This window comes from Streptomyces sp. NPDC002795, assembly GCF_042888725.1.
Lineage (GTDB): Bacteria > Actinomycetota > Actinomycetes > Streptomycetales > Streptomycetaceae > Streptomyces.
This window is the reverse complement of the sequence record NZ_JBIAQB010000003.1, coordinates 813,524-838,534: the sequence shown is the minus strand read 5'-3', so window position 1 is coordinate 838,534 and position 25,011 is coordinate 813,524. Positions and strand designations below refer to the sequence as shown.

Sequence of the window (25,011 nt, the reverse complement as noted above, 5' to 3'; positions counted from 1 at the left end):
AGGCGCCCGAACCGTCTTGGGTGGAGGGTCTGCGTCGCCCGGAAGGGGCTGTTTGTCGGCACCCGGCCGAATCGACGGGATGGCCCCCACCGGGGACCATGGAGAACGTGCGAACCAGGAGGAATCCCCCATGAGCGAGGGAGACTGTACGGCGCTCGGTGAGGTGATCACCGAGGCCGAGGCGGAGGCCCTGGTACGGGGCATCTGCTTCAAGACCGGACCACCGCGCAAGGTCGGGGTCGAACTGGAATGGATCGTGCACGAGCCGCGCCCCCTGCTGAAGCCGTGGCTCCCGTTACCACCCGAACGTCTCGACGCAGCCTACGTCGCACTGCGCGCCCTGCCCCTGAGCTCGGCGCTCACCGTGGAACCCGGCGGGCAGCTGGAACTCAGTTCGCTCCCCGCCGACACCCTCACCGAATGCGTCTCGGCCATGCGGGCCGATCTGACCGCCGTGCGCGCCACGCTTCGCGGCCACGGACTCGTCCTCTCCGGCCACGGCACCGACCCGTGGCTCCCGCCCCGGCGCGTTCTCCATCAGCCCCGTTACGACGCCCTGGAGGCCTCGCTCGACCGGGCCGGGCCCGCCGGGCGCTCCATGATGTGCTCGTCCGCGTCCGTGCAGGTGTGTCTGGACGCGGGGCACGAGGAGCCGGGCCCGCAGGGGCTCGGGCGGCGCTGGCGGCTCGCGCATCTGCTGGGCGCGGTGCTGGTGGCCGCGTTCGCCAACTCGCCGATGCTGTCCGGCCGTCCGACCGGCTGGCGCTCCACGCGGCAGCTGCTGTGGGAGCGGATCGACGTGGGCCGTTCCGGCGGCGTACCCCTTGACTTCGATCCGCGCGAGGCGTGGACGCGGCACGCGCTCGACGCGCCCGTGATGTGTGTGCGCACCGACGACGGGCCGTGGCAGGTGCCGGACGCGCTGGCCTTCCGCCAGTGGGCGCGCACGGGTGAGCCGCGGCCGCCGACGCGCTCGGATCTCGACTACCACCTGACCACCCTCTTCCCGCCCGTGCGCCCGCGTGGGCACCTCGAACTGCGCATGATCGACGCGCAGCCGGGCGACGACGGGTGGCTGGTGCCGCTCGCCGTGACGACCGCCCTGTTCGACGATCCGCAGGCCGCCGAGACCGCGTACCGCGCGGTCAAGCCGCTCGCGGAGCGGGCGGGTCCGCTGCCCGCTCCGCACAATCCGCTGTGGCGCGACGCGGCCCGGCTCGGCCTCGCCGATCCCGAGCTGCGCGAGGCCGCCACGGCCTGCTTCACGACGGCGCTCGAAGCGCTGCCGAGGCTCGGCGTGGACGCGGACGTACGACAGGCGGTCGCGGACTTCACGCACCGCTATGTCGTCCGCGGCCGCTGCCCCGCCGACGACGTGCTCGATCTGCTCACGCGACAACCCGCTCAGGGGAGGACCGTCCGATCATGACCGCTGAGGAGAACGTCACCACGGACCCGGAGGCGCTCCGCGGCCGCGCCGCTCAGGCCCTTGAGGCCGCCCGGCGCCGCACGACGCTGCTGACGAACTGTGTCGACGAGGGCGAACTCACCGCCCAGCACTCGCCGTTGATGTCGCCGCTCGTCTGGGATCTCGCGCACATCGGGAACCAGGAGGAGCAGTGGCTGCTGCGCGCTGTCGCGGGCCAGGAGGCGATCCGCCCCGAGATCGACCCGCTGTACGACGCCTTCGAGCACCCGCGCTCGGAGCGCCCGAGCCTGCCGCTGCTCGCGCCGGAGGAGGCGCGCGGCTATGCGGCGGACGTCCGCGGCCGGGCCTTCGACGTACTGGAGAAGGCCTCGTTCGAGGCGGCGGGGACACAGCGCCTGACCCGCTCGGGCTTCGCCTTCGGGATGATCGCGCAGCACGAGCAGCAGCACGACGAGACGATGCTGATCACACACCAGCTGCGCAAGGGCGGCGCGGCGCTCACCGCACCCGATCCCGAGCCCTTGGCGCGGCCGTACGACGGTCCCGCCGAGGCCCTCGTCCCCGGCGGCCCGTTCACGATGGGCACGACGGCCGAGCCGTGGGCGCTGGACAACGAGCGTCCCGCGCACACCCGTCTGGTGCCGCCGTTCCACATCGATACGACGCCGGTGACGAACGCCGCGTACATGGAGTTCGTCGAGGAGGGCGGCTACCGGGAGGAGCGCTGGTGGGCGCCGGCCGGCTGGGCGATGGTGCGCGAGCACGACCTTGAGGCGCCGCTGTTCTGGCGCCGCGAGGGCGGGCAGTGGCTGCGCAGGCGGTTCGGGGTGAGCGAGCCCGTGCCGCCGGACGAGCCGGTGCTGCACGTGAGTTGGTACGAGGCCGACGCCTACGCCCGGTGGGCGGGGCGGCGGCTGCCGAGCGAGGAGGAGTGGGAGAAGGCGGCCCGGCACGACCCGGCCTCGGGCCGTTCGATGCGCTACCCCTGGGGCGACGCGGATCCGACGCCGGACCGTGCGAACCTGGGCCAGCGCCACCTGCGGCCCGCCCCCGCCGGCGCTTACGAACTCGGCGAATCCCCGCTCGGTGTACGGCAGTTGATGGGCGACGTCTGGGAGTGGACGTCGAGCGATTTCCTGCCCTATCCGGGATTCGTGGCGTATCCGTACCGCGAGTATTCGGAGGTGTTCTTCGGGTCGGACCACAAGGTGCTGCGCGGCGGTTCGTTCGCCGTGGACGCGGTGGTGTGCCGGGGCACGTTCCGCAACTGGGACCATCCGATCCGGCGGCAGATCTTCTCCGGGTTCCGCACGGCCCGTGACGCCGAGCCGGGGGAGCGCGCCTGATGTGTCGTCACCTGGCCTATGTGGGGCCTCCTGTGCCGCTCGGCGAGGTCGTCGACGGGCCGCCGCACAGTCTGTTCCGCCAGTCGTGGGCGCCGCGAAGACAGCGCAACGGCACGGTCAACGCCGATGGTTTCGGGGTGGGTTGGTACGCGGACGGCGATCCGGTGCCCGCCCGCTACCGCCGCGCCGGGCCCATCTGGGGCGACGCGGCCTACCAGGACCTGGCCCGTGTCGTCCGCTCCGGTGCGCTGCTCGCGGCGGTCCGCGACGCGACGCTCGCCGGGGCGGACGGTGAGGCGGCGGCGGCCCCGTACGCGACCGGGTCCTGGCTGTTCAGCCACAACGGGGCGGTGCCGGGCTGGCCCCACTCGCTCGTACCGCTGGCCAACTCGCTGCCCGCCAGGGCGCTGCTGACCATGGAGGCGCGCTGCGACGCGGCGTTCCTCTGGGCGCTGGTCCTGCACCGGCTGCGCGCGGGCGTCGGCGAGGCGCAGGCGCTCGCCGAGACGGTGCTCGACGTCGCCGCCCTCAAGCCCGAGGCCCGCCTCAACTTCCTGCTCACCAACGGCGAGACGATCACCGCAACGGCCTGGGGCGACACCCTGTGGTACCGCACGGAACCCGGCCGCTCCACCGTCGTCGCCTCCGAGCCCTACGACGACGATCCGCACTGGATCGAGGTCCCCGACCGCACGCTGCTGGCGGCGAGCCGCACCGACGTCCTGTTGACCCCGCTCAAGGAGCCCTCCGCGTGAGCCCGTTCCGCATGACCCGCACCCTGCCCGAGGACGCGACCGGCGCGGCCCTTCGCGCCGACGTCCAACACGGCCTGACCACCGTCCCGAAAACACTCCCGCCCAAGTGGTTCTACGACGCTCGCGGCAGTGAACTCTTCGACGAGATCACCCAGTTGCCCGAGTACTACCCGACCCGCGCCGAGCGCGAGATCCTGCTCGCGCGGGCCCACGAGATCGCGGCGGCGACGGGTGCGCGCACGCTCGTCGAGCTGGGCTCCGGCTCGTCCGACAAGACGCGCCACCTCCTGGACGCGCTCACCGATCTCACGACGTACGTGCCCGTGGACGTGAGCGAGAGCGCGCTGCGCGGCGCGGCGGACACGCTGCTCGCCGAGCGGCCCGCGCTCGACATCCACGCCATGGTCACCGACTTCACGGCCGCGTTCGACCTGCCCGAGACACCGGGGCCGCGGCTGGTCGCCTTCCTCGGCGGCACGGTCGGCAATCTGCTGCCGCGAGAGCGGGCCGCGTTCCTGAAGGCGGTACGCGGACTGCTGGCGCCCGGCGACTTCTTCCTCCTCGGCACGGACCTGGTGAAGGACGAGGCGACGCTGGTGGCGGCGTACGACGACGCGGCGGGTGTCACGGCCGCGTTCAACAAGAACGTGCTGAGCGTGATGGACCGCGAGCTCGGCGCCGACTTCCGGCCCGACGCGTTCGAGCACGTCGCCCTGTGGAACGCCGAGTGCGAGTGGATCGAGATGCGGCTGCGGTCCACCACGGCGCAGACCGTGAAGATCCCGGCCCTCGGCCTCGCGGTCGACTTCGCGGCGGGCGAGGAAGTGCGCACGGAGATCTCGGCGAAGTTCCGCCAGGAGGGTGTGAAGGCGGAACTGCACGACGTGGGCCTTGAGTTGGGGCACTGGTGGACGGACACGGAGGGAAGGTTCGCGTTGTCGCTGAGCAGGGCGTCGGCCGGGCTGCCCTAGGGCCTGTCTTCAAACTCCCGTCGTCGCCCGGAGGGCGGCGCGGCGGCCCGGGAACCGGCCGACGCGTCGGCGGGGCGGTCCGCCGTGACCAGCCAGGACGTGCTGCGCAGTCGGACCGTCCCGTCCGCCGACTCGAACCCGTGCAGGTGGTCCGTCAGGGTGCTGCGGGCGCGGGCCGCCGCGCTCGCGCCGGCCCGCTCCATCAGATGGCGGCCGGGGCCCGTCCCCAGCAGGAACTCCGCGGCGTCCTCGGCTCCGCTCCCCCATGTTCCGTATGCCTGCGTCTGGTTGGCGGTGATGCCGGTGAACCCGGCCGTGGTGAGGACTTCGCGGACACGGTCCGGCGAGGCGAGGGAGAACATGCCGGGCAGCCCCGGCCGTCCGAAGTCTCCGACCGGCAGGACGTCCCGCAGGGCGGCGATCGCCGCGACCCAGTCGTTGAGCGCGGCGTCGGCCGGGCAGACGAAGGCCAGCCGGCCGCCGGGACGCAGTGCCCTGCCGACGTTGGCGAACGCCGCTTCGGGGTCGGCGTAGAACATCACCCCGTAGCGACTGATCGCCGTGTCGAACGCGCCCGCCTCGAAGGGGTGCGTCTGCGCGTCGCCCTGCGTGAAGGAGGCGTTGGCGACACCCTCCCGTTCGGCGCGGGTCCGGGCCTCGGCCAGCATGGGTCCTGACAGGTCGAGGCCCAGCGCGTGTCCCCGGGGCGCCCGGCGTGCGGCGAGCCGTGTGGTCTGCCCGGTTCCGCAGCCGAGGTCGAGGATCCGGTCGCGCCCAGTGATGGCGGCGGCGTCGAGGAGCGCCTCGTTGAAGCCCTCGTTGACGGCGTTCCAGCGGTCCTGGTGACGGGCCCAGTGGGCGCCTTCGGGGCCGTTCCACGCCTGCGCCTGCTCTGTGTTGACGATGTCCGGCACGGTGCCTCCTTGAGTGAGGAACGGAGAATGGGCGTACGCCCAAACAGTATGGGCGCATGCCCAAACTGGCAATCCCCCGCTACGATCCAAGGAGTCGGGCCCCTCGCGGGCAGCGGAGCCGGAACGAAAGAGGGGCCCATGTCACCGCGCGGAGTGGCGACGCCGGACGTACGCGAGCGACTGTTCGCGGCCGCCGAGCGCGTCGTGCAGAGGGACGGGCCGGGCGCACTCACCAGCCGGTCCGTCACCACCGAGGCGGGATGCGCCAAGGGGCTACTGCACACGCATTTCGCGGGGCTCGACGCGTTCGTGGCCGAGCTCTGCCTCGACCGCTTCGCGCGGACCGCGGCCAAGGCGCGGGCGCTGCCGGGGCTCGCCGGGCAGGCCACGGTGGCGGGGAACGTCGACGACGTCACCCTCGCGCTGTTCGAGTCCGGCGGCCCCGCCATCTCGGGCCTCGCCATGACCCGCCCCGCCGCCGCGCAGCGCGTACGCGAGGCCCTGGAAGGCGGTGCCCCCGGCTTCGCGGCGATCCAGGAGGCCGTCACCGTCTACCTGGAGGCCGAGCGGGATCTCGGCCGGGTGGTGCGGACCCTGGACGCGGGCACGGTGGCCCTGGCCGTCGTGGGCACGGCCCATCACCTGCTCATGACCAGCTGGCCGGGCTCACCCGACCCACGGCCGGCGATGACGCGCTTGGTCGCGTCGTTGGTGGACGGGCCCTAGGGCCTGTCTTCAAACTCCCGTCGTCGCCCGGAGGGCGGCGCGGCGGCGTCTGGTGCGTGCGATCGCAAGGCGCCGGGAAGTCCTAGGAGCGGAGCTACTCGGGCTTTTCGGCAACGCAGCGAGCGTGCGTGCCAGACGCCGCCGCGCAGGCGGGAGTTTGAAGACAGGCCCTAGGGTCCTTCTCAGGCTGGATCCGGGTGGCCGTCATGTGCGGTGCAGGCGAGTGGGGTCTGGTGGGTGCAGCTGCTAGGCGGAGGAGGGCGTCGACGCGGAGCGTTGGCAACCGACGACAACGCGGCAGACGGGTGTGCCAGGGCCCGCGACTCCGGCAACACCCGCCAGAAGGGCCCTAGTTGCGCTCGTCGAGGCGAGCGGTGATCTCGCGGGAGGCGCGCTCGGCCTCGGTCGACGGGTCGCCGCCGGCGAGGACCTTGGACATGTACTGCTTGATGGGGTTGTCGCCGGCCTCCACGTTCGGCCACAGCGGTGAGCCGGGTGTCGCCTTGCCGTGGGCGGCGCCGACGGCCATCGCGGCGACGCCCGGCTCGCCGGCGACCGCGTCGGCGAGGGTGGCCTTGTTCGGTACGTAGTTCATGGTGCGGGCCAGGTCGGTGTTCCACTTCTCGCCGGCGAGCGCCTTGACGACCTCGACGGCGCCGTTCCGGTCGTCGGTGTTGGCCGGCACGACCAGGTCGGAGCCGCCGGTGAACACCGTGCCCGGCCTGGCCGCCGTCTTGCCGGGGATCGGGAAGTAGCCCAGCTTGCCCTTCAGTTCCGGGTTCTTCTGGAGGATGCGCTGGGTGGCGCCCGGCACGGAGATGATCTGCGCGATGTCGCCGCGGGCGAACTGTTCGGCCTGCGGCGGGTGCTCCTCGTCGGCGTCCTTGGGGCCGCCTCCGAGCGCCTGGAGTTGGCGGTAGAAGGCCATGCCGCGCAGCGCGGCGGTCGTGTCCAGGGTGCCGGACCAGACGCCCGAGGTCTCCTTGGCGAGGCCGCCGCCCTCGTCCCAGATGAACCCGGAGAGCGTGTACCAGTCCTGGCCCGCGAGGTAGATGCCCTGGGTGGCGCCGGAGTTCAACTCTGCAGTCATGTCCAGCCATTGGGCGCGGGTGGCGGGTGGCTCGTCGATGCCCGCCTGCCGGAAGAGGTCCTTGTTGTAGATGACGACACGGTTGGCCGCGTACCAGGGGATGCCGTACTGCCGGGAGGATTCGACGCCGGGTTCGGCGAGGCCGGGCAGCCAGTCGTGCATGCCGAGGTCGCGGGCGGATTCCAGGGAGAGGTCGAGCAGGCCGTCCTCCTCGACGTACTGCGGGACCTGGGTGTTGCCGACCTCGATGACGTCGGGTGCGCCGGACTCGCCGCCGTGGCCCTCGTCGAGCGCCTTGGTGACCTTGGCGCCGATCCCGGTCCAGTCCTGGACGCGGATGTCGAGGGTGATGCCGTCGTGCCGGGCCTCGAAGTCCTCCGTGAAGCGTTCGACGAAGGCCTCCGACGCGCTGCCACGCATCAGCCACACGGTGACCGAGTCCTTCCCCTCCTCTGCGCCCGGTATGGCTCCGCACCCGGTGAGCAGCGTGCCGGTGGCGAGGAGGGAACCGAAAGTCAGGGCAAGGCGGCGGGAGTTCACGTCGGTCACTTTCTGCCTGCGGACAGGGAAGGTCGACCCGACGTGGGGGAAGAGCGCACGGCTCGTACGGGCGTGCAGCGGAGTTTGGTATAGACCAACGAAAGGGTCAAGGGGTGTGTCATACGGATGGCGGGCCACGCCGCGCTGGGGCACGGTGGAACCATGTCGAACCACACGTATCGCGTCACCGAGATCGTCGGCACCTCTCACGAAGGCGTGGACGAGGCGGTCCGCAATGGGATCGCGCGCGCCTCGCAGACCGTGCGCAACCTCGACTGGTTCGAGGTCACACAGGTCCGGGGGCAGATCGTCGACGGCCAGGTCGAGCACTGGCAGGTCGGCCTGAAGGTCGGCTTCCGCATGGAGGACGACAGCGCCTGAGCGGGGCACGGGTCGGCCCCGGGAATCCCTGGGGCGCCACGGCGTTGAACCAAGGTGTGAGCACCGTGATCGAATCGACCCGCTTCTCCGTCCTGGACCGCTCCCGCACTCGCGAGGGCCACTCCGACCGGGACGCGCTGCGTGACACCGTGTCCCTGGCCCAGGACCTGGAGCGCCTCGGCTACCACCGCCTGTGGGTCTCGGAGCACCATGGTGTGCCGGGCGTCGCCGGTTCCGCGCCGACCGTGCTCGCGGCGGCCGTCGCCGCGGCGACGCGCACCATCCGCGTCGGCACCGGCGGCGTCATGCTGCCCAACCACCAACCCCTGGTCGTGGCCGAGCAGTTCGGGGTACTGGAGTCACTCTTCCCCGGCCGGATCGACATGGGGCTCGGCCGCTCGGTCGGCTTCACCGGCGGGGTCCGCAAGGCGCTCGGCCGGGACAAGGACGATGCCGACGACTTCGCGGCGCAGCTCGACGAACTCCTCGCGTTCTTCACCGGCACCTCGTCCACGCGCGTGCACGCCCGCCCCTCCGAGGGCCTGGCCGTGCCGCCGTTCGTGCTCGCGATGGGCGAGGGCGCCTCGATCGCAGGCCGCGCCGGTCTGCCGATGGTGATCGGCGACTTCCACTCCCGAGAGAAGATGCTGCGCGGCATCGACCGCTACCGCGAAGAGTTCCGCCCCTCACCCTGGGCCGCGGAGCCGTACGTCGTGATCTCGGGGACGGTCGCCGTGGCGGGCAGCGAGCCGGAGGCGCGCCGGATCCTCGCCCCCGAGGCCTGGTCGATGGCGCACTCGCGCACCCACGGCACGTTCCCCCCGCTGCCGCCCGTCGAACGCATCGCGGGTTTCGAGATGACCGACAAGGAACGCGAACTGTACGAGGCCGGGCTGCGCGGCCACATCGCGGGCACGGAGCAGCAGGTCACCGAGGAGCTGGAGGTGGTGATCAAGGAGAGCGGGGCGCAGGAGGTGCTGGTGACGACCAGTACGTACGACCGCGAGGCCCTGATGGAGTCGCTGCGCCGCCTGGCAAGGATCGCGCGCCTTACGCCCCGGTAGGGCCTCCTAGCCACCTCAGTTCACTCCCAGACCGCGCAGCAGCATCGGCAGCGACGCGTGCAGTTCGCGCTGCCAGTACGGCCAGGTGTGGGTACCCGGGCCGTAGAAATGGGTGGTGAGGTGCTTGGCACCCGCCTTCCTTAGCTGGGCGGCGAGGGCGTGGTTCTGGCGGTTGAAGTCGGCCTCCAGGGCGTTGGTGGCGCCCGGCGGGTCCAGCGGGCCCGCGGTGCCGTCGCCGCAGGAGAGGTACACGGGGAGCGACTTGAGGCGCTTGGCCAGGTAGTACGGGTCGTGCGCGGCCCAGATGTCGCGCTGTGCGACGGGGTCGCCCCAGACGCGCAGGGGGTCGTTGCCCTGGCCGGCGAAGAAGCCCATGATCCGCTTCGTCGACTCGTCGTTCAGGAGTGGGTGGGCGGAGCCGGAGTAGGCCGCGGCCGCCTTGAACATGCCCGGGTGCCGGGCCGCGTACAGGAGCGCGCCCTGGCCGCCCATCGAGAGGCCCGCGACGACGCGGCGGGAGCCCGCGCCCCAGTCGTTCTCCAGGAGGCGGCGCAGGTCGCGGGTGTGGAAGGTGTCCCAGGCCGGGTCGCCGCCCTCGCCGTAGTTCCACCAGTCGCTGTACCAGCCGTTCCAGCCGGCCTCGGGCATCACGACGAGGACGTCGCGCAGGCTGTCGGCGGAGGCGACGTCCGTCATGTTCGTCCAGGACGTGTAGTCGCCGCAGCAGCCGTGCAGCAGCCACAGGGTGGGCCAGTGCTTGCCGCGGTCGTCCGGGTCCCAGCCGTCGGGGGTGAGCAGGCGGACCTTGGCCGTGCGCCCGCCGAGCGCCGACGCGCGTACGGAGAGGTCCACCTGGCGGTCGGCGACGTGGGTGACGTCGACGACCTCGGCGGCGGGCCGCGGCTTCGTGGCGGCGACGGCCGACGGGGCCGAGCCCAGCATGAGCAGCAGGGCGCCGAGGACGAGCAGCAGGCGTCTGGTGCGGAGGGTCAGGGCGGCGGTCATGGCGGCTCCCTCGAATCGTCGTCGTCCGATGAGGCGTATGCGTTGGTGCGTCGACGCGTCAGTACCTCAGTGCGTCAACGGGTGTCGGAAAGTACCAACAGGGCGTCCCCGACCGGGCGTTCACCGGCCGCGTCGGACGGGTCGTTGATCACCCGGTCGTCGACGACCATCGTGGTCGAGCCGCCGCCGTCGAGGTTGATGGCGTCCCGCAGACCGAGAGACTTGGCGACATCGGCGCTCTCGTTGATGCTCAGGCCCAGCGAATTCGTGCCGCGGCCGTCGGCGGTGACGAGCACGGTGCGTCCCGCGGCGTCCGTGCCCGCGAGAGTGCGCGGGTTCCGCTTGTGCACCCAGCCGTAGTAGAAGCTCGGGTTGCCGGGCTGCACCATGCCGTCGGTGGCCGGGGTGACGTGGCGGCGGCCGTCGCGGACGAGTTCGGGGCCGCCGTTGAGGATGCTGGTCGAGCGGGACGCGGCGACGGCGCGCCCCTTGGTGTCCTCCAACCCGCTCTGGATACGGAGGGGTTGGCCGACCTGCGCGAGGGCGGTCAGCCGCGCCGCGTACGCGCCCGTGGCCTGGACGCTGCGGCCTCCGGAGGGCAGGGCGCCGCCGCGCGGCGAGCGCACCTCGACGACGCGGCCGCTCCGGTCCAGGACGGCTTCGGCGCCGTCGCCCTTCGGGGTCCGCTTGCCGAACTCCGGTGTGAACGCGACGAGTTCGTCGGGGTCGGTGCAGGTGGTGTCGTGCAGCGGCCGGGCGGTCGGGGTGTCGTCGGCGGTGCCGCCGCAGTTGCGGATCAGGCCGGGGACGCGGTCGATGCCGTCGAGCGGCAGCTTCGTCCCGCCGGCGCGGACGCTCCCCCGCCAGGTGAACCGCTCCACCTCGGTGCCGCGCGCGGAGTCGTGGACGACGAGGCCGGGCCGGCCGTTCACCGCCTCGCTCAGCAGATGGCCGTCGTAGACGCCGACACCGGCCGGGTCGCCGGGGGCGCCCGCCTTGGGGTCGAGGACGAAGAAGCCCGCGTTGACCCCGGCGCTCGCGCCCTCGGCGGCGGCGAGCGCGCTGGTGGTCTCGCGGTTCTCCAGGTCCGGGCCGTACGACGCCTTGAGGTCACCGTCGAACTTCTTCGGGTCGATGGTGAGGACGTCGACGTGCCAGGGGCCGCGGTCCCCCGCGTTTCCGTCCCAGCCGGTGTACCAGGCGGATCCGGTGTGTCCGGCGGCGCGCAGGCGGGTGCGTTCGGCGGTGGCGGCGGCCTCGGTCGGGAAGGTGCCGACGCGGACCCGCCAGCCGAGCGTGCCACCCGCGTAGTCGGCGGTAGGCGCCGTGGTGACCTTCTCCGAACGGGCGTCGAAACCGTCCGCGCGCAGGCCGGAGGCGAGTTCGGCGGCGCTGGACTCGTCCTTCAGCGCGGTCGGTGGCGCGTCCGGGTCGGGTGATCCGGCGCCGCCCGGGATGGTGACCTCGACGGTCCACGCCATGGCCGGGGCGTCGGCGCCACGCACGATCCGGGTGAGTGTCACGCCCGGCTGCAACGTGCGCGTCGTCCGCGTCTCGGACAGGTCGGCGGCGCCGAGCGCCAGGCCGCCGCTGTGCCGGGGCACGGGCGGGGCCGGTGACGGCGAGGCCGGCGCCGGTGCCGCGCCCACGAGGGCGAGAGCGCAGAACACCGCGCCCGCGCCGAACAGTCTGCCGTTCACGAACCCCCCACTGCTCGAATGACGACCTCCGTAACCGTGGGTGATCCCATGACCACCAGTCAAGGCGTGTGCACATCATTCATCGGGCGTTCTCCGGGCCGCCTCCGGCACGCCGGTGGTGGATCATGGGTACGCAGCAGCGACAGCCGTACGACCGGGAGCCCGCCCCATGCACCACCCCACCTCGCCCGACCCCCGCCACGACGGTCTCGTGCGGGTCCGCGGCGCCCGCGAGCACAACCTCAAGGGCGTCGACGTGGACATCCCGCGGGACGTCCTCGCGGTCTTCACGGGGGTGTCGGGCTCGGGCAAGTCCTCGCTCGCCTTCGGCACGATCTACGCGGAGGCGCAGCGCCGCTATTTCGAGTCGGTCGCCCCGTACGCGCGCCGGCTGATCCACCAGGTCGGCGCGCCGAAGGTCGGCGAGATCAGCGGCCTGCCGCCCGCGGTGTCGCTCCAGCAGAGCCGGTCGGCGCCGACGTCCCGCTCCTCGGTCGGCACGGTCACGACACTGTCGAACTCTCTGCGCATGCTGTTCTCGCGGGCCGGTACGTACCCGGAGGGTGCCGAGCGGCTCGATTCCGACGCGTTCTCGTCGAACACGGCTGCCGGGGCGTGCCCTTCGTGCCACGGGCTCGGTCAAGTGCACCGCACCACCGAGGAGTTGCTGGTGCCCGACTCCTCGGTGTCGATCCGCGAGGGGGCCATCGCGGCGTGGCCGGGCGCATGGCAGGGCAAGAACCTGCGCGACGTCCTCGACGCGCTGGGCCACGACGTCGACCGGCCGTGGCGGGAGCTGGACCAGGCGGACCGGGACTGGATCCTGTTCACGGACGAGCAGCCGGTGGTGACCGTACACCCGGTGCGGGACGCGGGCCGCATTCACCGCCCGTACCAGGGCACGTACATGAGCGCGAACCGGTACGTGCTCAAGACCTTCTCGGACTCCAAGAGCCAGTCGCTGCGCGCGAAGGCGGAGCGGTTCCTGGAGAGCACGCCCTGCCCGGCCTGCGGCGGCGCCCGGCTGCGCGCGGAGTCGCTGGCGGTCACCTTCGGCGGCCGTACGATCGCGGAGCTCGCCGGTGTCCCGCTGGCGGACCTCGCCGAACTGCTGGCCACCGAAGGCGACACGTCCGAGACGGCGCGGGTGCTCACCGAGGATCTGCGGGCCCGCATCGCCACGGTCACGGAGCTCGGCCTCGGCTACCTCAGCCTCGACCGTCCGACCCCCACCCTGTCGGCGGGCGAGCTCCAACGTCTGCGCCTGGCGACGCAGTTGAGGTCGGGGCTCTTCGGTGTCGTGTACGTCCTCGACGAGCCGTCCGCCGGGCTCCACCCGGCCGACACCGAGTCACTGCTCACCGTCCTGGACCGACTGAAGACCTCCGGCAACTCCGTCTTCGTCGTCGAGCACCATCTGGACGTCATGAGACACGCCGACTGGCTGGTCGACGTCGGGCCGCAGGCCGGGGAGCACGGCGGCCTGGTGCTGCACAGCGGTCCCGTGGACGGGCTGCGCGAGGTCGCGGAGTCGGCGACGGCCCGCTATCTCTTCGACGACGAACCCGTCGAGAGGCGCCAAGTACGCACCCCCACAGGGTGGTTGAAGGTCGGTCCGATCACCCGGCACAATCTGCGCGAGGTCACCGCCGCGTTCCCGCTGGGCGCCTTCTCCGCCGTCACGGGTGTCTCCGGGTCAGGGAAGTCGACACTGATCGGCGAGATCACCGAGGACCTCGAAGGTGTCGGCCGGCTCGTGGTCGTCGACCAGAAGCCGATCGGGCGGACACCTCGCTCCAACCTGGCCACGTACACGGGCCTGTTCGACGTCGTTCGCAAGGTGTTCGCCGCCACCGACGAGGCGAAGGCACGCGGTTACGGCGTCGGCCGCTTCTCGTTCAATGTCACCGGCGGGCGCTGCGAGACATGTCAGGGGGAGGGCTTCGTCAGCGTGGAGCTGCTGTTCCTGCCGAGTACGTACACACCGTGCCCGGACTGCGCGGGCGCCCGCTACAACCCCGAGACGCTCCACGTCACGTACAGGGGGCGGAACATCGCCGAGGTCCTCGATCTGACGGTGGAGTCGGCGGCGGAGTTCTTCGAGGCGGCGGACGCCGAGACGGCTGCCGCGGCGCGGCCCGTGCTGCGCAGCCTGCGCACGCTCCTCGACGTCGGCCTCGGCTATCTGCGGCTCGGGCAGCCCGCCACCGAACTGTCGGGCGGCGAGGCCCAACGCATCAAGCTGGCCAGTGAGTTGCAGCGGGTGCGCCGCGGGCACACGCTGTACCTCCTCGACGAGCCGACGACCGGTCTGCACCCGGCCGATGTGGAGGTGCTGATGCGGCAGCTGAACGGCCTCGTCGACGCCGGGCACTCCGTGGTCGTGGTCGAGCACGACATGGCGGTGGTCGCCGGGGCGGACTGGGTCGTCGACATGGGGCCCGGCGGCGGCGCCGAGGGCGGGCGGGTGGTGGCCGCGGGGCCGCCGGCGGACGTGGCCGCGGACTCGTCGAGCCGGACGGCTCCGTACCTGCAAAGGGTGACGCGAACGCGATGACGGGACCGGAGGTTGAGCACCACGCCGGTCCCGCCCACCCCGCGCTCTTCGCGGGACGCCTATCGCTGGTTCAGTGGCCCGTGGATCAGCGGCTGACCTTGCGGTTCGCGCGCAGCCACTCCTTGTTCATGCTGGTGATGGAGAACAGCGGGATTCCCTTCGGGCAGGCCGTCGCGCACTCACCGGTGAGGGTGCAGCCGCCGAAGCCCTCCTCATCCATCTGACCCACCATGTCGAGGACCCGTGTCTCGCGTTCGGGCGCGCCCTGCGGCAGGACGTTGAGGTGGTTGATCTTCGCCGACGTGAACAGCATCGCCGCGCCGTTCGGGCACGCCGCCACACACGCGCCGCAGCCGATGCACTCGGCGTGCTCGAAGGAGAAGTCCGCGTCGGGCTTGGGGACCGGGACACTGTGCGCTTCGGGGGCGGCGCCCGTCGGGGCAGTGATGTAGCCACCGGCCTGGATGATCCGGTCGAAGGCCGAGCGGTCCACGACCAGGTCCTTCACGACCGGGAAGGCGGAGGCGCGCCACGGCTCGATGTCGATCGTGTCGCCGTCCTTGAAGGACCGCATGTGCAGCTGGCAGGTGGTGGTGCGCTCCGGGCCGTGCGCGTCGCCGTTGATGACGAGCGAGCAGGCGCCGCAGATGCCCTCGCGGCAGTCGTGGTCGAAGGCGACCGGGTCCTCGCCCTTGAGGATGAGCTCCTCGTTGAGGGTGTCGAGCATTTCGAGGAAGGACATGTCCGTCGAGATCCCGTCGACCTCGTACGTGGACATGGCGCCGTCGGCGTCGGCGTTCTTCTGGCGCCAGACGCGCAGGGTGAGCTTCATGCGTAGCTCCGCTGAGTGGGGTGGACGTACTCGAAGACGAGGTCTTCCTTGTGCAGGGTGGGGGCCGTGCCGGTGCCGGTGAACTCCCAGGCCGCCGCGTAGGAGAACTCCTCGTCGACGCGGGCGGCCTCGCCGTCGGGGGTCTGCGACTCCTCGCGGAAGTGGCCGCCGCAGGACTCGGCGCGGTGCAGGGCGTCGAGGCACATCAGCTCGGCGAGCTCGATGTAGTCGATGATGCGGTTGGCCTTCTCCAGCGACTGGTTGAACTCCTCGCCGACGCCGGGCACCTTGATGCGGCGCCAGAACTCCTCGCGGATCTGCGGGATCCGGTCGAGGGCCTTGCGCAGTCCCGCGTCGGTGCGGGCCATTCCGCAGAACTCCCACATGAGTTCGCCGAGTTCACGGTGGAAGGAGTCCGGTGTGCGGTCCCCGTCGACGGCGAGCAGCTTGGCGAGCCGCTCCTCGGTCTCGCGCACGACCTCGACGGTGGCCGGGTGGTCGGCGTTCACCTCGTCGGTGTGCGGGTGCTTGGCGAGGTAGTCGTTGATGGTGGCCGGGAGGACGAAGTAGCCGTCCGCGAGGCCCTGCATCAGCGCGGACGCGCCGAGCCGGTTGGCGCCGTGGTCGGAGAAGTTGGCCTCGCCGACCGCGAAGAGCCCCGGAATGGTGGTGGAGAGGTCGTAGTCGACCCAGAGTCCGCCCATCGTGTAGTGCACGGCGGGGTAGATCCGCATCGGTGTCTTGTACGGGTCCTCGTCGGTGATCCGCGCGTACATGTCGAAGAGGTTGCCGTACTTCGACTCGACGGCCTTCTTGCCCATGCGCTTGATGGCATCGGCGAAGTCGAGGTACACACCTTGCCCGCCGGGGCCCACTCCCCTGCCCTCGTCGCACACGTTCTTCGCGGCGCGGGAGGCGATGTCACGGGGCACGAGGTTGCCGAACGCCGGGTAGATGCGCTCCAGGTAGTAGTCGCGCTCGTCCTCGGGGATCTCGCCCGCGGGACGTGTGTCGCCCTTCGCCTTCGGCACCCAGATGCGGCCGTCGTTGCGCAGGGACTCCGACATCAGGGTCAGCTTCGACTGGTGGTCGCCGGTGCGCGGGATGCAGGTGGGGTGGATCTGCGTGAAGCACGGGTTGGCGAAGTAGGCGCCGCGCCGATGGGCGCGCCAGATCGCCGTCGCGTTGGAGTTCATGGCGTTCGTCGACAGGTAGAAGACGTTTCCGTAGCCGCCGGAGGCGAGTACGACGGCGTCCGCGAAGTACGTGTCGATCTTGCCGGTGATCAGGTCGCGGGCGACGATGCCGCGGGCCTTGCCGTCGACGATGACGAGGTCGAGCATCTCGGTGCGCGGGTGCAACTCGATGTTCCCGGCGGCGACTTGGCGACTGAGCGCCTGGTACGCGCCGAGGAGGAGCTGCTGTCCCGTCTGGCCGCGGGCGTAGAAGGTGCGGGACACCTGCACACCGCCGAAGGAGCGGGTGTCGAGGAGGCCGCCGTACTCGCGGGCGAACGGCACACCCTGCGCGACACACTGGTCGATGATCTCGACGGAGATCTGCGCGAGGCGGTGCACGTTGGACTCGCGGGCGCGGAAGTCGCCGCCCTTGACGGTGTCGTAGAAGAGGCGGTGCACCGAGTCGCCGTCGTTGCGGTAGTTCTTCGCGGCGTTGATGCCACCCTGCGCGGCGATCGAGTGGGCGCGGCGCGGCGAGTCCTGGTAGCAGAACTGGACGACGTGGTAGCCCTGTTCGGCGAGCGTGGCACCGGCGGAGCCGCCGGCCAGGCCCGTCCCGACGACGATGACGGTGTGCTTGCGGCGGTTGGCCGGGTTGACCAGCTTGGCCTCGAAGCGGCGGGTGTCCCAGCGCTCGTTGACGGGCCCTCGCGGGGCCTTGGTGTCGACGACCGGTTCACCCGTGGTGTATTCGGCGTACTCCGTGGATGCAGTCATGTCTCTCAGCTCACCAATCCGGTCATGACGCCCACGGGCACGGCGATGAAGCCGAGCGTGAGCATCACGGCGAGTACGTTGCCGACGGTCTTCAGGACGCGGTCGCGGGTGCGGCTGCCGACGCCGAGGGTCTGCGCGGCGCTCCAGAACCCGTGCTGGATGTGGAAGCCGAGGGCGAGCATCGCGACGATGTAGATGACGTTGCTGTACCAGGTCGAGAACGTGTCGATGATGTTCTGGTACGGGTGCAGGTGCTGGTAGCCGCCGGGGTGCACGGTGCCGGTCGTCAGGTCGAGGATGTGCCAGACGATGAACAGGCCGAGGATGATGCCGCCCCAGCGCATGGTGCGCGTGGCGTAGTCCGAACCACGCTTCTTGTGCGCGTACTTGCTGGGGCGCGCCTTGATGCCGCGCCGGCTCAGCTGGTACGCGGACGTGGCGTGCGCGACGACGGCGACGACCAGCACCACCCGGGCGATCCACAGGCCCCACTCGTAGTGCAGCACCGGGGAGCCCATGGTGCGCAGCCAGGAGGCGTAGTGGTTGATCTCCTCGGGGCCGAAGAAGATCTTGAGGTTCCCGATCATGTGGGCGACCAGGTAGAGCAGCATGACGAGCCCGCTCACCGCCATCACTGTCTTCTTGCCGACGGAGCTGTCCCAGACAGTACGTGCCATGGACGACCGTCGGTCCGTCCGCGTTGCCAGAGCCATGGGTCAAGACGCTAGAGCCCGAAGGCCCGATCGGTCCAAGACATGGTCCGCCTCATTTCGATAGGCATTCGCTATCGAGGGACTATGGTGGCCCGTATGCAGTTCCAGCAGCTCCAGTACTTCGTCGCGGTCGCGGAGACCCGGCACTTCACGCGCGCCGCCGAGCTGGTGCACGTCGCCCAGCCGTCGCTGTCCCAGCAGATCCGGGCGCTGGAGCGGGAGCTGGGGGTCGACCTCTTCTTGCGCGCCCGCGGGAACATCTCGCTGACCGACGCCGGGGAGGCACTCCTGCCGCTCGCCCGCCGGATCCTCGCCGACGCGGACACGGCGCGGCACGAGGTGCAGGAGCTGGCGCAGCTCAAGCGGGGCCGGGTGCGGCTCGGCGCGACGCCCTCACTGTGCACGGGGCTGCTGCCGGACGTGCTGCGCTCCTTCCACGACCGCTACCCCGGCATCCAGCTGATGATCGAGGAGGGCGGCTCCCACGACCTCGTACGAGAGCTCGCGCGCGGCGCCCTCGACCTCGCGCTCGTCGTCCTCCCGCTGCCCGCGCCCGCGCCCGCCCTGACGACGGTGGAGCTGCTGCGCGAGGAGCTGGTGGTGGTGTCGTCGAAGGACGCGCCCGCGCCGGGGCGTGGCCGGGGGTCCGTGCGGATCTCCGACCTGGAGGGCGAGCGGCTCGTCATGTTCCGGCACGGGTACGACCTGCGGGAGCTGACCGTCGCCGCGTGCCGGGGCGAGGGGTTCGAACCGGACTTCGCGGTGGAGGGCGGCGAGATGGACGCGGTGCTGGGCTTCGTGCGGGCCGGGCTCGGGGTGGCGGTGGTGCCGTGGATGGTGGCGCACCGGGCCGGGGCGGATCTGCGGGTCACTCCGTTGGCGAAGCCGGGGCTGAGCCGGACGATCGCGCTCGCGCATCGGTCGGATGTGGCGCCGCCGCGCGCTGCGCGGGAGCTTCAGCGGATGTTGTTCGAGGGACGGGATTGAGGCGGGCGCTTGCACGGCGTGGCGGTCGCGGGGCTCTGCCCCGGACCCTGCGCCTCAATCGCCGGCGGGGCTGTTATGTCGCGTCCGCCAACGCCAGTTCGTGGAGGCGGTCCGGCGGGCCCGGACGGGCGTAGTACCAGCCTTGTGCCGTGTCGCAGCCGAGGTGCTTGAGCTGCTCGGCCTGGGCGCCGGTCTCCACGCCCTCGACGGTGACCGAGAGGCCGAGGCTGTGGGCGAGCGAGACGATGCCCTCGACGATCTTCAGGTCGACGGGGTCCGCGGGGAACTGCTGCATGCCCTGGGTGAAGGAGCGGTCCAGCTTCAGGACGTTCACGGGCAGCCGGCGCAGGTTCGCCAGGTTCGAGTAGCCGGTGCCGAAGTCGTCGAGGGCGATGTCGACGCCCATTTCGGAGAGGCGTCTGAGGGGCTTCAGGAGGTCGTCGTCCGCCCCGATCAGCGCCGACTCGGTGACTTCGAGGCACAGCGCGTCCGGTTCGAGACCGAAGCGCTCCAGGATGTCGACGGTCTCCGCCACCAGGCCGGGGTGGGTCAGCTGCATCGGGGACAGGTTGACGTTGATGCGGAACGGGCCCGCCTCCTCGTACCGGTCCTGCCAGATCCGCGCCTGCCGGACCGATTCCTCCAGGACCCAGCGGCCGAGCGGCACGATCAGGCCCGTGTGCTCGGCGAGCGGGATGAAGCGGTCGGGCCCGAGCACGCCGTGCTGCGGGTGCAGCCAGCGGACCAGTGCCTCGGCTCCGCGCACACTGCCGTCGCCGAGGTGCACCAGGGGTTGGTACTCGATGAAGAACTCGCCGCGGTCCAGGGCGGCGGGCAGCGCCGTCGTCAGTCCGTGCCGCGTGATGGCGCGGGCGTCGGCCTCGGGGTCGGCCAGCTCGTAGCGGTTGCCGCCCGCGGACTTGGCCCGGTACATCGTGATGTCGGCGCTGCGCAGCACCTCGGCGGGGCTGCGCTCGGCGGCGGGGCCCTCGACGATGCCGACCGAGCCGCGCACGGTCAGCTCACGGCCGTCGATACGGATGGGGGCGGCCAGGGCGTGCATGATGCGTCCGGCCAGCTCGTCGACCTCGGCCTCGGTGTCCTTGCCGGTGGTCAGGGCCACGAACTCGTCGCCGCCTAGCCGCGCGACCATCTCGCCGGGAGCCGTGGCGCAGGCCTGGAGGCGGTCCGCGACCTCGACGAGGAGCCGGTCGCCCGCCGCGTGGCCGAGGCTGTCGTTGATGGTCTTGAAGCCGTCGAGGTCGAGGTAGCACAGGCCGAAGCGCATGCCGCCGCCCGCGCTGAGCACCTTCTCCAGGCGCTCGAAGAACAGGGTGCGGTTGGGCAGCCCGGTGAGCGCGTCATGGGTGGCTTCGTAGCGCAGCCGCAGGTTCAGCAGGCGGCGCTCGGTCACGTCCTCCATGAGCGCCAGCTGGTACTGGGGGGCGCCGTCCGCGTCGCGCAGCAGCGAGACCGTCAGGTTCGTCCACAGCGCGGTGCCGTCCGGGCGCGAGTAGGCCTTCTCGACCCGGTAGTGCTCGCGCTCTCCCTGCACCAGCTCGTGGTACATGCGCCAGATGTGCGGGGCGTCGTCGGGGTGTGTCAGCTCGTGGGCCCTGCGCTTGAGCAGCTGCTGCCGGCTGCCGCCGAACATCCGCACCATCGTCTCGTTGACCTCGAGGATGGTGCCGTCGAGGTCGGCGATCCCGATGCCGATCGCGGCGCCGTGGAACACCGCGCGGAACTTGGCCTCGCTCGCGTGCAGGGCCTCGGCGACGGCGCTGCGGGCGTCGAGCGCGGCGCGCGATATGGCTTCCTGTTCGGCGCGGGTGCGCTCCCGCAGCGCGGCCGCGAACCCGGCGGCCATCGCGTGCTGGACGCGGGCGCAGCGGGAGCGCAGTTCCTCCGCGCGCTGTGCGGAGGGCGCCTCTTCGCCGCAGTGCCGGACGAGGTGTGTCTCCACCACGTCGAGGGTGTGGGTGAGCGCCTCGGGGTCGGTGCAGTGCGCGGCGACCAGGGCCGCGCCGACGGCCTGTGCCTCCGCGCTGTCCAGGGCCGGCGCGGCCAGCGTGGTGCGCAGTCGGCGTACGAGCGGCACGAGTTCCGCCTCGAACTCGTGCCGGGTCAGCGAGGTCGCCGTGACCGGGAAGATGGCCCGGCCCCAGGTCGCGGCGAACTCGCGCACTCTGTCTTCCGGTCCGCCCGGCGCATCACCGCCGATGCCGTCGTCGGCCTGTGCCGACCTTCCCGTCCGGCCGGCTTTACCGGCCGGAGGCCCGGGGTTCGTGCCCCGGGAGGATGCAGCAGTCACGCCTTGCGCCCCACTCCCACATAGCCCGCGAAGGTGTACGGGTCCTCGTCCTCTGGTGCGGTGTCGGGCCGCCACACCGGCATCGCCACGATGCCCGGTTCGACCACCTCGTACCCCTTGAAGAACCGTTTGACCTCGTCGCGGTTCCGCATGATCAGCGGATTGCGGACATCGTTTCGATAGACGCCGACCATCCCGTCCGCCCGCTCCGTCTCTATGGGCATGCCCTCATTGGAGGCATGCGTCACAATGAGCAGGCTGCCCGGTGCCAGCGCCTCACTGAGTTCGGCCACGGCCGCGTACGGGTCGTCGGCCTCCTCGATGAAGTGCAGTACGGCGACGAGGAGCAGCGCCACCGGTCGCTCCAGGTCCAGCAGTTCGGCGACTTCGGGGCTCTCCAGGATCTCCCGCGGCTTGCGGAGATCCGCCGTGACGACGCCCGTGTTCGGGACGTCCTCGAGGACCACCCTGCTGTGCGCGACGGCTACCGGATCGTGGTCGACGTACACCACGCTCGCTCCGGGACTCGCCTGCTGGGCCACCTCGTGCACATTGCCGAACGTCGGGATGCCGGAGCCGATGTCGAGGAACTGCGTGATGCCGAGCTCGGCGGCGTACCGCACGGCCCGGCGCATGAACGCCCGGTTCGCCTGCATGATCTTCGGCAGCCCCGGCAGGAACTCCATGGCCTTGCGGGCGGCTTCCCGGTCGACCTCGAAGTTGTGCGAACCGCCCAGGTAGAAGTCGTAGATTCGGGACACACTGGGCACCGAGATGTCAATGCCCTGTGGGGCCCAGGCGGGACGCTGCATCAAGGTCTCCATGGCGTAGGCGTGCCGGTGTTCGAGCAGAGGCTACTGATCCACCGCCAATGGAGCGAGTCAAAACGGAAATTGACCGTCCGTTCCCGGTCACTGCCTCCGTCACGTGCCAATCGGCAACGATCCGAAACCATCCCGAAACCTTCTCTTTCCTCGACGAAAAGAACCGGCCCGCTCCCTCCACACGGCCTGACCTGGCCATGCGGGGAACGGACCGGCAAACGAGCCAATTCCGTTGACGACTCTACTGTGAGCGCCTCACCGAACGCGCTGGACCCACCTGGTTGTTACTTCGGAGCGCCTACCGGCTTTCCATTCGGAGCCGCCGCGTACCAAGTACCTCCTACGCCCTGTCCGTTCGTGTCACCTGGCTTTTTGTCGCCCGCGAAGGTGTAGACGGGCCAGCAGTCCAGGGTCTGCTGCTTCGTTCCGTCGGGCCTCGTGAAGGTCATGTATCCCTTCAGTGGAATGTTCTGCGTGTCGTTCTTCGCAACCGGAGCGAGCGCGGGCCACTTCTCGGCGCAGGCGCCGACACAGTTCGACTTGATGGGCCACGCCGAGTCCTTGAGGAAGCGGTAGACCGTCATGCCGTTCTTGTCGACGACGACCTCGCCGAGCTTGGGGTCGTTGCGCGTGGACAGGCCCTTGAGGTCGGCGGGCTGGGCCCCGGCCTCCTCCTCGGCCTTCTTGTTGGCCTTCTTGCCGTCGGGGGCCGCGGCCCACCAAGTGCCGCCCACGCCCTGCCCCTTGACGTCACCGGCCTTCTTGTCCATCGCGTAGTGGTACATGGGCCAGCCGTCGACCGTCAGCTGCTTCGTGCCGTCGGCGGCGGTGACCTCGCCGAGCAGCGAGGCGTCGACCCCGGGCGCGGCCTTGGCGCCGCTCGCCGGCACGGCCGGCCACGCCTTCAGGCAGGCCGCGTCACAGTTCGACTTGGGCGGCTCGGCGGTGTCCTTGTCGAAGCGGTACAGGGTCAGCCCGGCGCTGTCGGTGAGCACCTTGCCCAGCTCCTTGCTGTCCCACGAGGCAAGCTGCCCCGCGGACTTCGCCTTGGCCGCGCTCTTGTCGGTGCTGCCCGACGAGCCGTAGCCGTCGGAGGCCCCGTAACCGCCCTGCGCGTCGGCCGCGCTGCCTACGTTCTGGCCCGTGGCCGCCTGGTCGCCCTGGTCCTGACCGCACGCCGTCGTCAGCGCCAGCAGGGCCGCAGCTGTCGCTACGAGCGAGGCGCTCCGCCAGGAGGTCTTCATCTCTCAACTCCCGCACATTGCTTGGGTGTTGTGCGGGCCCGGACGGGCCGCACATGGCCCTAGGTACGGGCGGCGGTGACGGCTGTGTTCAATGCGGGGGCAGATTTCTTCGGGTGCGGCGGAGTCGTGCGTCGTGGAGCACAACGCCTGTAGCAGGCCCGCGCACGCGCGCAAACCCGAATGCTCCCGCGCCCCACCATCGGGCCATTCCGCGTCCGTGTCGGCGTGCCGGGGCCCGCCGCTGCTCAGGATCTTGGTCGTGCATCCAACCAAGCGCTCCGGGTCAGCCCTGGTCACCCGCGTCGTCGCGGTGCTCGCCACCGCTTGGCTGTGCGGCGCGCCGAGCGCGGCCGCCACCGCCGCACCGGCCGCCGTCCCGGCCGACAGCTGCGCGTACGCCTCCGTCGACGGCGGCTCGTCGGGCGACGCGGTGGCGGTCTCCGGCAGCGGCGTCATCTGCCGCGCGGGCCCCAGCACTCCCCCGCCGAAGAAGCCCGCACCCAAGCCTCCGCCTCCCGAGCCGGCACCCCCACCACCGCCTCCTCCACCTGCGCCCGCGCCTCCGCCTCCACCCCCGCCGCAGCCGACACCGACACCTCCCCCGCCTCCACCTCCGGCTCCCGAACCGCCCCCGAAACCGGAGCCGACCCCGACCCCGACGCATACGAAGCCGCCGCCTCCCAGCCCGAAGGCGGTGCACTACCCGGCCTACCGCCCCACCGCCCACCGCGCCCCACCGCGCGGCGGCCCGTCCCTGGTCACGCTCACCCTGCTCATCACCGCGCCCGCGGTGCTCGCTGTCGCCGCACTGCGTCCCCGCTGAACTTGTTGAATCCTTGTGGAGTTGTCGATGTCGGAATGGCTTGTTCTCGCCCTCGCGATGCTCGCGGTCTGCGGTGTCGTCCTCGTCGTCCAGGTCCTGCAGCAGCGCAGGATCGGCGATGACGACGACCCGTCCGAGACTCCCGACGTCATCGAGTACATGACGATGATGATCGGCGTGGTCTACGCGATCGTCCTCGGCCTCGCCATCGCGGGCGTCTGGGAGGGCCGCAACGCCGCGGAGGACCACGTCCGCAATGAGGCGCAAGCGCTGCACGAGATCCACGAACGCGTCCGGGTCTACCCGGCGGACGTCCGGGACCACATTCGCGCGGATGTCGACAGGTATGTCAGCCATGTCGTGACCACCGAATGGGACTCGATGCGCGACAAGGGTGAAATGACGGCGAAGGGCGACGCGCTGCTGAAGACGGTGCGCGAGGACGTCACGGACTTCGAGCCGAAGAACGACTTCCAGGCGCAGGCCTATCAGCCGCTGCTCGACCAGGTGACGGCCGCGGACGAGGCACGCGGCGCGCGCACGGACTCGACGGGCGCCACGATGCCGGGCGTCGTTTGGTTCGGCCTGATCGCCGGCGGACTGGTCACCATCGGCATGATCTTCGCCTTGCAGATCCGGCGCACCGCGCGCGAGCTGGTCCTCGCCGGGCTCTTCTCGTCCCTGATCGCGTTCCTGCTGTTCCTGATCTGGGACCTCGACGCGCCGTACAGCCGGGGCGTCGCGGCCACGGCGGAACCGTTCCTGATGCTCTTCCCGGGGGCCCAGTGACATGCCTCCGGCTCCGGCCCGGCCCGGAAGACACCTGACCGGCCCACATGAGTGC

21 protein-coding genes are annotated in these 25,011 nt (G+C 71.1%); 11 read left to right on the top strand and 10 right to left on the bottom strand.

The features are described from left to right. Nucleotides 1–130 precede the first annotated feature (130 nt). The 4 genes from egtA to egtD are packed head-to-tail and all read left to right on the top strand — an operon-like array spanning nt 131 to nt 4,501. Nucleotides 131–1,429, top strand: coding sequence for an ergothioneine biosynthesis glutamate--cysteine ligase EgtA (egtA, locus tag ACFYWS_RS13190; RefSeq protein ID WP_389274004.1), 1,299 nt, complete (start codon nt 131–133; stop codon nt 1,427–1,429). Further along, the gene (gene egtB / locus ACFYWS_RS13185; protein ID WP_389274001.1) at nt 1,426–2,775 is read left to right on the top strand and encodes an ergothioneine biosynthesis protein EgtB; all 1,350 of its coding nucleotides are present in this window, start codon (nt 1,426–1,428) and stop codon (nt 2,773–2,775) included. Before egtA ends, egtB begins: the two co-directional genes overlap by 4 nt. Then, nucleotides 2,775–3,530 (top strand): ergothioneine biosynthesis protein EgtC, encoded by a 756-nt coding sequence (gene egtC, locus ACFYWS_RS13180; protein ID WP_389273998.1) that lies wholly within the window; start codon nt 2,775–2,777, stop codon nt 3,528–3,530. Before egtB ends, egtC begins: the two co-directional genes overlap by 1 nt. After that, nucleotides 3,527–4,501, top strand: a complete 975-nt coding sequence (egtD, locus tag ACFYWS_RS13175) for an L-histidine N(alpha)-methyltransferase (RefSeq protein ID WP_389273995.1) — start codon at nt 3,527–3,529, stop codon at nt 4,499–4,501. The genes egtC and egtD overlap by 4 nt, the downstream gene beginning before the upstream one ends. On the opposite strand, the gene ACFYWS_RS13170 is transcribed toward egtD, so the two are convergent. Continuing rightward, complete coding sequence (locus ACFYWS_RS13170) at nt 4,498–5,415, bottom strand: class I SAM-dependent methyltransferase (protein WP_389273992.1); 918 nt, start codon at nt 5,413–5,415, stop codon at nt 4,498–4,500. The two genes, egtD and ACFYWS_RS13170, sit on opposite strands and share 4 nt — an antisense overlap. Nucleotides 5,416–5,553: 138 nt before the next feature. Here ACFYWS_RS13170 and ACFYWS_RS13165 point away from each other — a divergent pair, with 138 nt between their 5' ends. After that, complete coding sequence (locus ACFYWS_RS13165; RefSeq protein WP_389273989.1) at nt 5,554–6,141, top strand: TetR/AcrR family transcriptional regulator; 588 nt, start codon at nt 5,554–5,556, stop codon at nt 6,139–6,141. Between the two features lie 349 nt (nt 6,142–6,490). On the opposite strand, the gene ACFYWS_RS13160 is transcribed toward ACFYWS_RS13165, so the two are convergent. Continuing rightward, on the bottom strand, nt 6,491–7,771 hold the full coding sequence (locus tag ACFYWS_RS13160) for an extracellular solute-binding protein (RefSeq protein ID WP_389273986.1): 1,281 nt from the start codon (nt 7,769–7,771) through the stop codon (nt 6,491–6,493). Nucleotides 7,772–7,933: 162 nt separating this feature from the next. Here ACFYWS_RS13160 and ACFYWS_RS13155 point away from each other — a divergent pair, with 162 nt between their 5' ends. Together ACFYWS_RS13155 and ACFYWS_RS13150 are read left to right on the top strand one after the other, a co-directional pair. Next, nucleotides 7,934–8,152, top strand: coding sequence for a dodecin (locus ACFYWS_RS13155; RefSeq protein ID WP_389273983.1), 219 nt, complete (start codon nt 7,934–7,936; stop codon nt 8,150–8,152). Between the two features lie 56 nt (nt 8,153–8,208). Then, the gene (locus ACFYWS_RS13150) at nt 8,209–9,216 is read left to right on the top strand and encodes an MsnO8 family LLM class oxidoreductase (RefSeq protein WP_389273980.1); all 1,008 of its coding nucleotides are present in this window, start codon (nt 8,209–8,211) and stop codon (nt 9,214–9,216) included. Nucleotides 9,217–9,231: 15 nt separating this feature from the next. Here ACFYWS_RS13150 and ACFYWS_RS13145 read toward each other — a convergent pair whose 3' ends face one another. Continuing rightward, nucleotides 9,232–10,221, bottom strand: coding sequence for an alpha/beta hydrolase (locus ACFYWS_RS13145; RefSeq protein ID WP_389273977.1), 990 nt, complete (start codon nt 10,219–10,221; stop codon nt 9,232–9,234). Between the two features lie 74 nt (nt 10,222–10,295). Next, entirely contained in the window at nt 10,296–11,921 is a 1,626-nt protein-coding gene (locus tag ACFYWS_RS13140) for a phosphodiester glycosidase family protein (RefSeq protein WP_389273974.1), read from the bottom strand. A 169-nt stretch (nt 11,922–12,090) separates the two neighbouring features. Between ACFYWS_RS13140 and ACFYWS_RS13135 the strand changes: the two genes are divergently transcribed. Beyond that, nucleotides 12,091–14,478 carry an ATP-binding cassette domain-containing protein gene (locus ACFYWS_RS13135; RefSeq protein ID WP_389273971.1) on the top strand — a complete coding sequence of 796 codons (2,388 nt, stop codon included), beginning with the start codon at nt 12,091–12,093 and terminating at the stop codon, nt 14,476–14,478. A gap of 85 nt (nt 14,479–14,563) precedes the next feature. Here ACFYWS_RS13135 and ACFYWS_RS13130 read toward each other — a convergent pair whose 3' ends face one another. The 3 genes from ACFYWS_RS13130 to ACFYWS_RS13120 are packed head-to-tail and all read right to left on the bottom strand — an operon-like array spanning nt 14,564 to nt 17,942. Beyond that, nucleotides 14,564–15,310, bottom strand: a complete 747-nt coding sequence (locus ACFYWS_RS13130) for a succinate dehydrogenase/fumarate reductase iron-sulfur subunit (protein ID WP_389273968.1) — start codon at nt 15,308–15,310, stop codon at nt 14,564–14,566. Further along, entirely contained in the window at nt 15,307–17,265 is a 1,959-nt protein-coding gene (locus ACFYWS_RS13125) for a fumarate reductase/succinate dehydrogenase flavoprotein subunit (protein WP_389273965.1), read from the bottom strand. Before ACFYWS_RS13125 ends, ACFYWS_RS13130 begins: the two co-directional genes overlap by 4 nt. 5 nt (nt 17,266–17,270) lie before the next feature. Next, entirely contained in the window at nt 17,271–17,942 is a 672-nt protein-coding gene (locus tag ACFYWS_RS13120) for a succinate dehydrogenase (RefSeq protein ID WP_389273962.1), read from the bottom strand. Between the two features lie 132 nt (nt 17,943–18,074). On the opposite strand from ACFYWS_RS13120, the gene ACFYWS_RS13115 reads away from it, so the two are divergent. Continuing rightward, a complete protein-coding gene (locus tag ACFYWS_RS13115) occupies nt 18,075–18,965 on the top strand; it encodes a LysR family transcriptional regulator (protein WP_389273959.1) in 891 nt (296 codons plus the stop codon). Nucleotides 18,966–19,038: 73 nt separating this feature from the next. On the opposite strand, the gene ACFYWS_RS13110 is transcribed toward ACFYWS_RS13115, so the two are convergent. The 3 genes from ACFYWS_RS13110 to ACFYWS_RS13100 form a co-directional block, all read right to left on the bottom strand. Continuing rightward, the gene (locus ACFYWS_RS13110; protein WP_389274138.1) at nt 19,039–21,186 is read right to left on the bottom strand and encodes a putative bifunctional diguanylate cyclase/phosphodiesterase; all 2,148 of its coding nucleotides are present in this window, start codon (nt 21,184–21,186) and stop codon (nt 19,039–19,041) included. Between the two features lie 86 nt (nt 21,187–21,272). Next, nucleotides 21,273–22,088: an SAM-dependent methyltransferase gene (locus ACFYWS_RS13105; protein WP_389273956.1), complete on the bottom strand. Its 816-nt coding sequence runs from the start codon at nt 22,086–22,088 to the stop codon at nt 21,273–21,275. A gap of 296 nt (nt 22,089–22,384) precedes the next feature. After that, nucleotides 22,385–23,344, bottom strand: coding sequence for an SCO0930 family lipoprotein (locus ACFYWS_RS13100; RefSeq protein WP_389273953.1), 960 nt, complete (start codon nt 23,342–23,344; stop codon nt 22,385–22,387). 259 nt (nt 23,345–23,603) lie between these two features. Between ACFYWS_RS13100 and ACFYWS_RS13095 the strand changes: the two genes are divergently transcribed. Beyond that, nucleotides 23,604–24,167 (top strand): hypothetical protein, encoded by a 564-nt coding sequence (locus tag ACFYWS_RS13095; RefSeq protein WP_389273950.1) that lies wholly within the window; start codon nt 23,604–23,606, stop codon nt 24,165–24,167. Between the two features lie 27 nt (nt 24,168–24,194). After that, a complete protein-coding gene (locus ACFYWS_RS13090) occupies nt 24,195–24,956 on the top strand; it encodes a hypothetical protein (RefSeq protein ID WP_389273947.1) in 762 nt (253 codons plus the stop codon). Nucleotides 24,957–25,011: the final 55 nt, after the last annotated feature.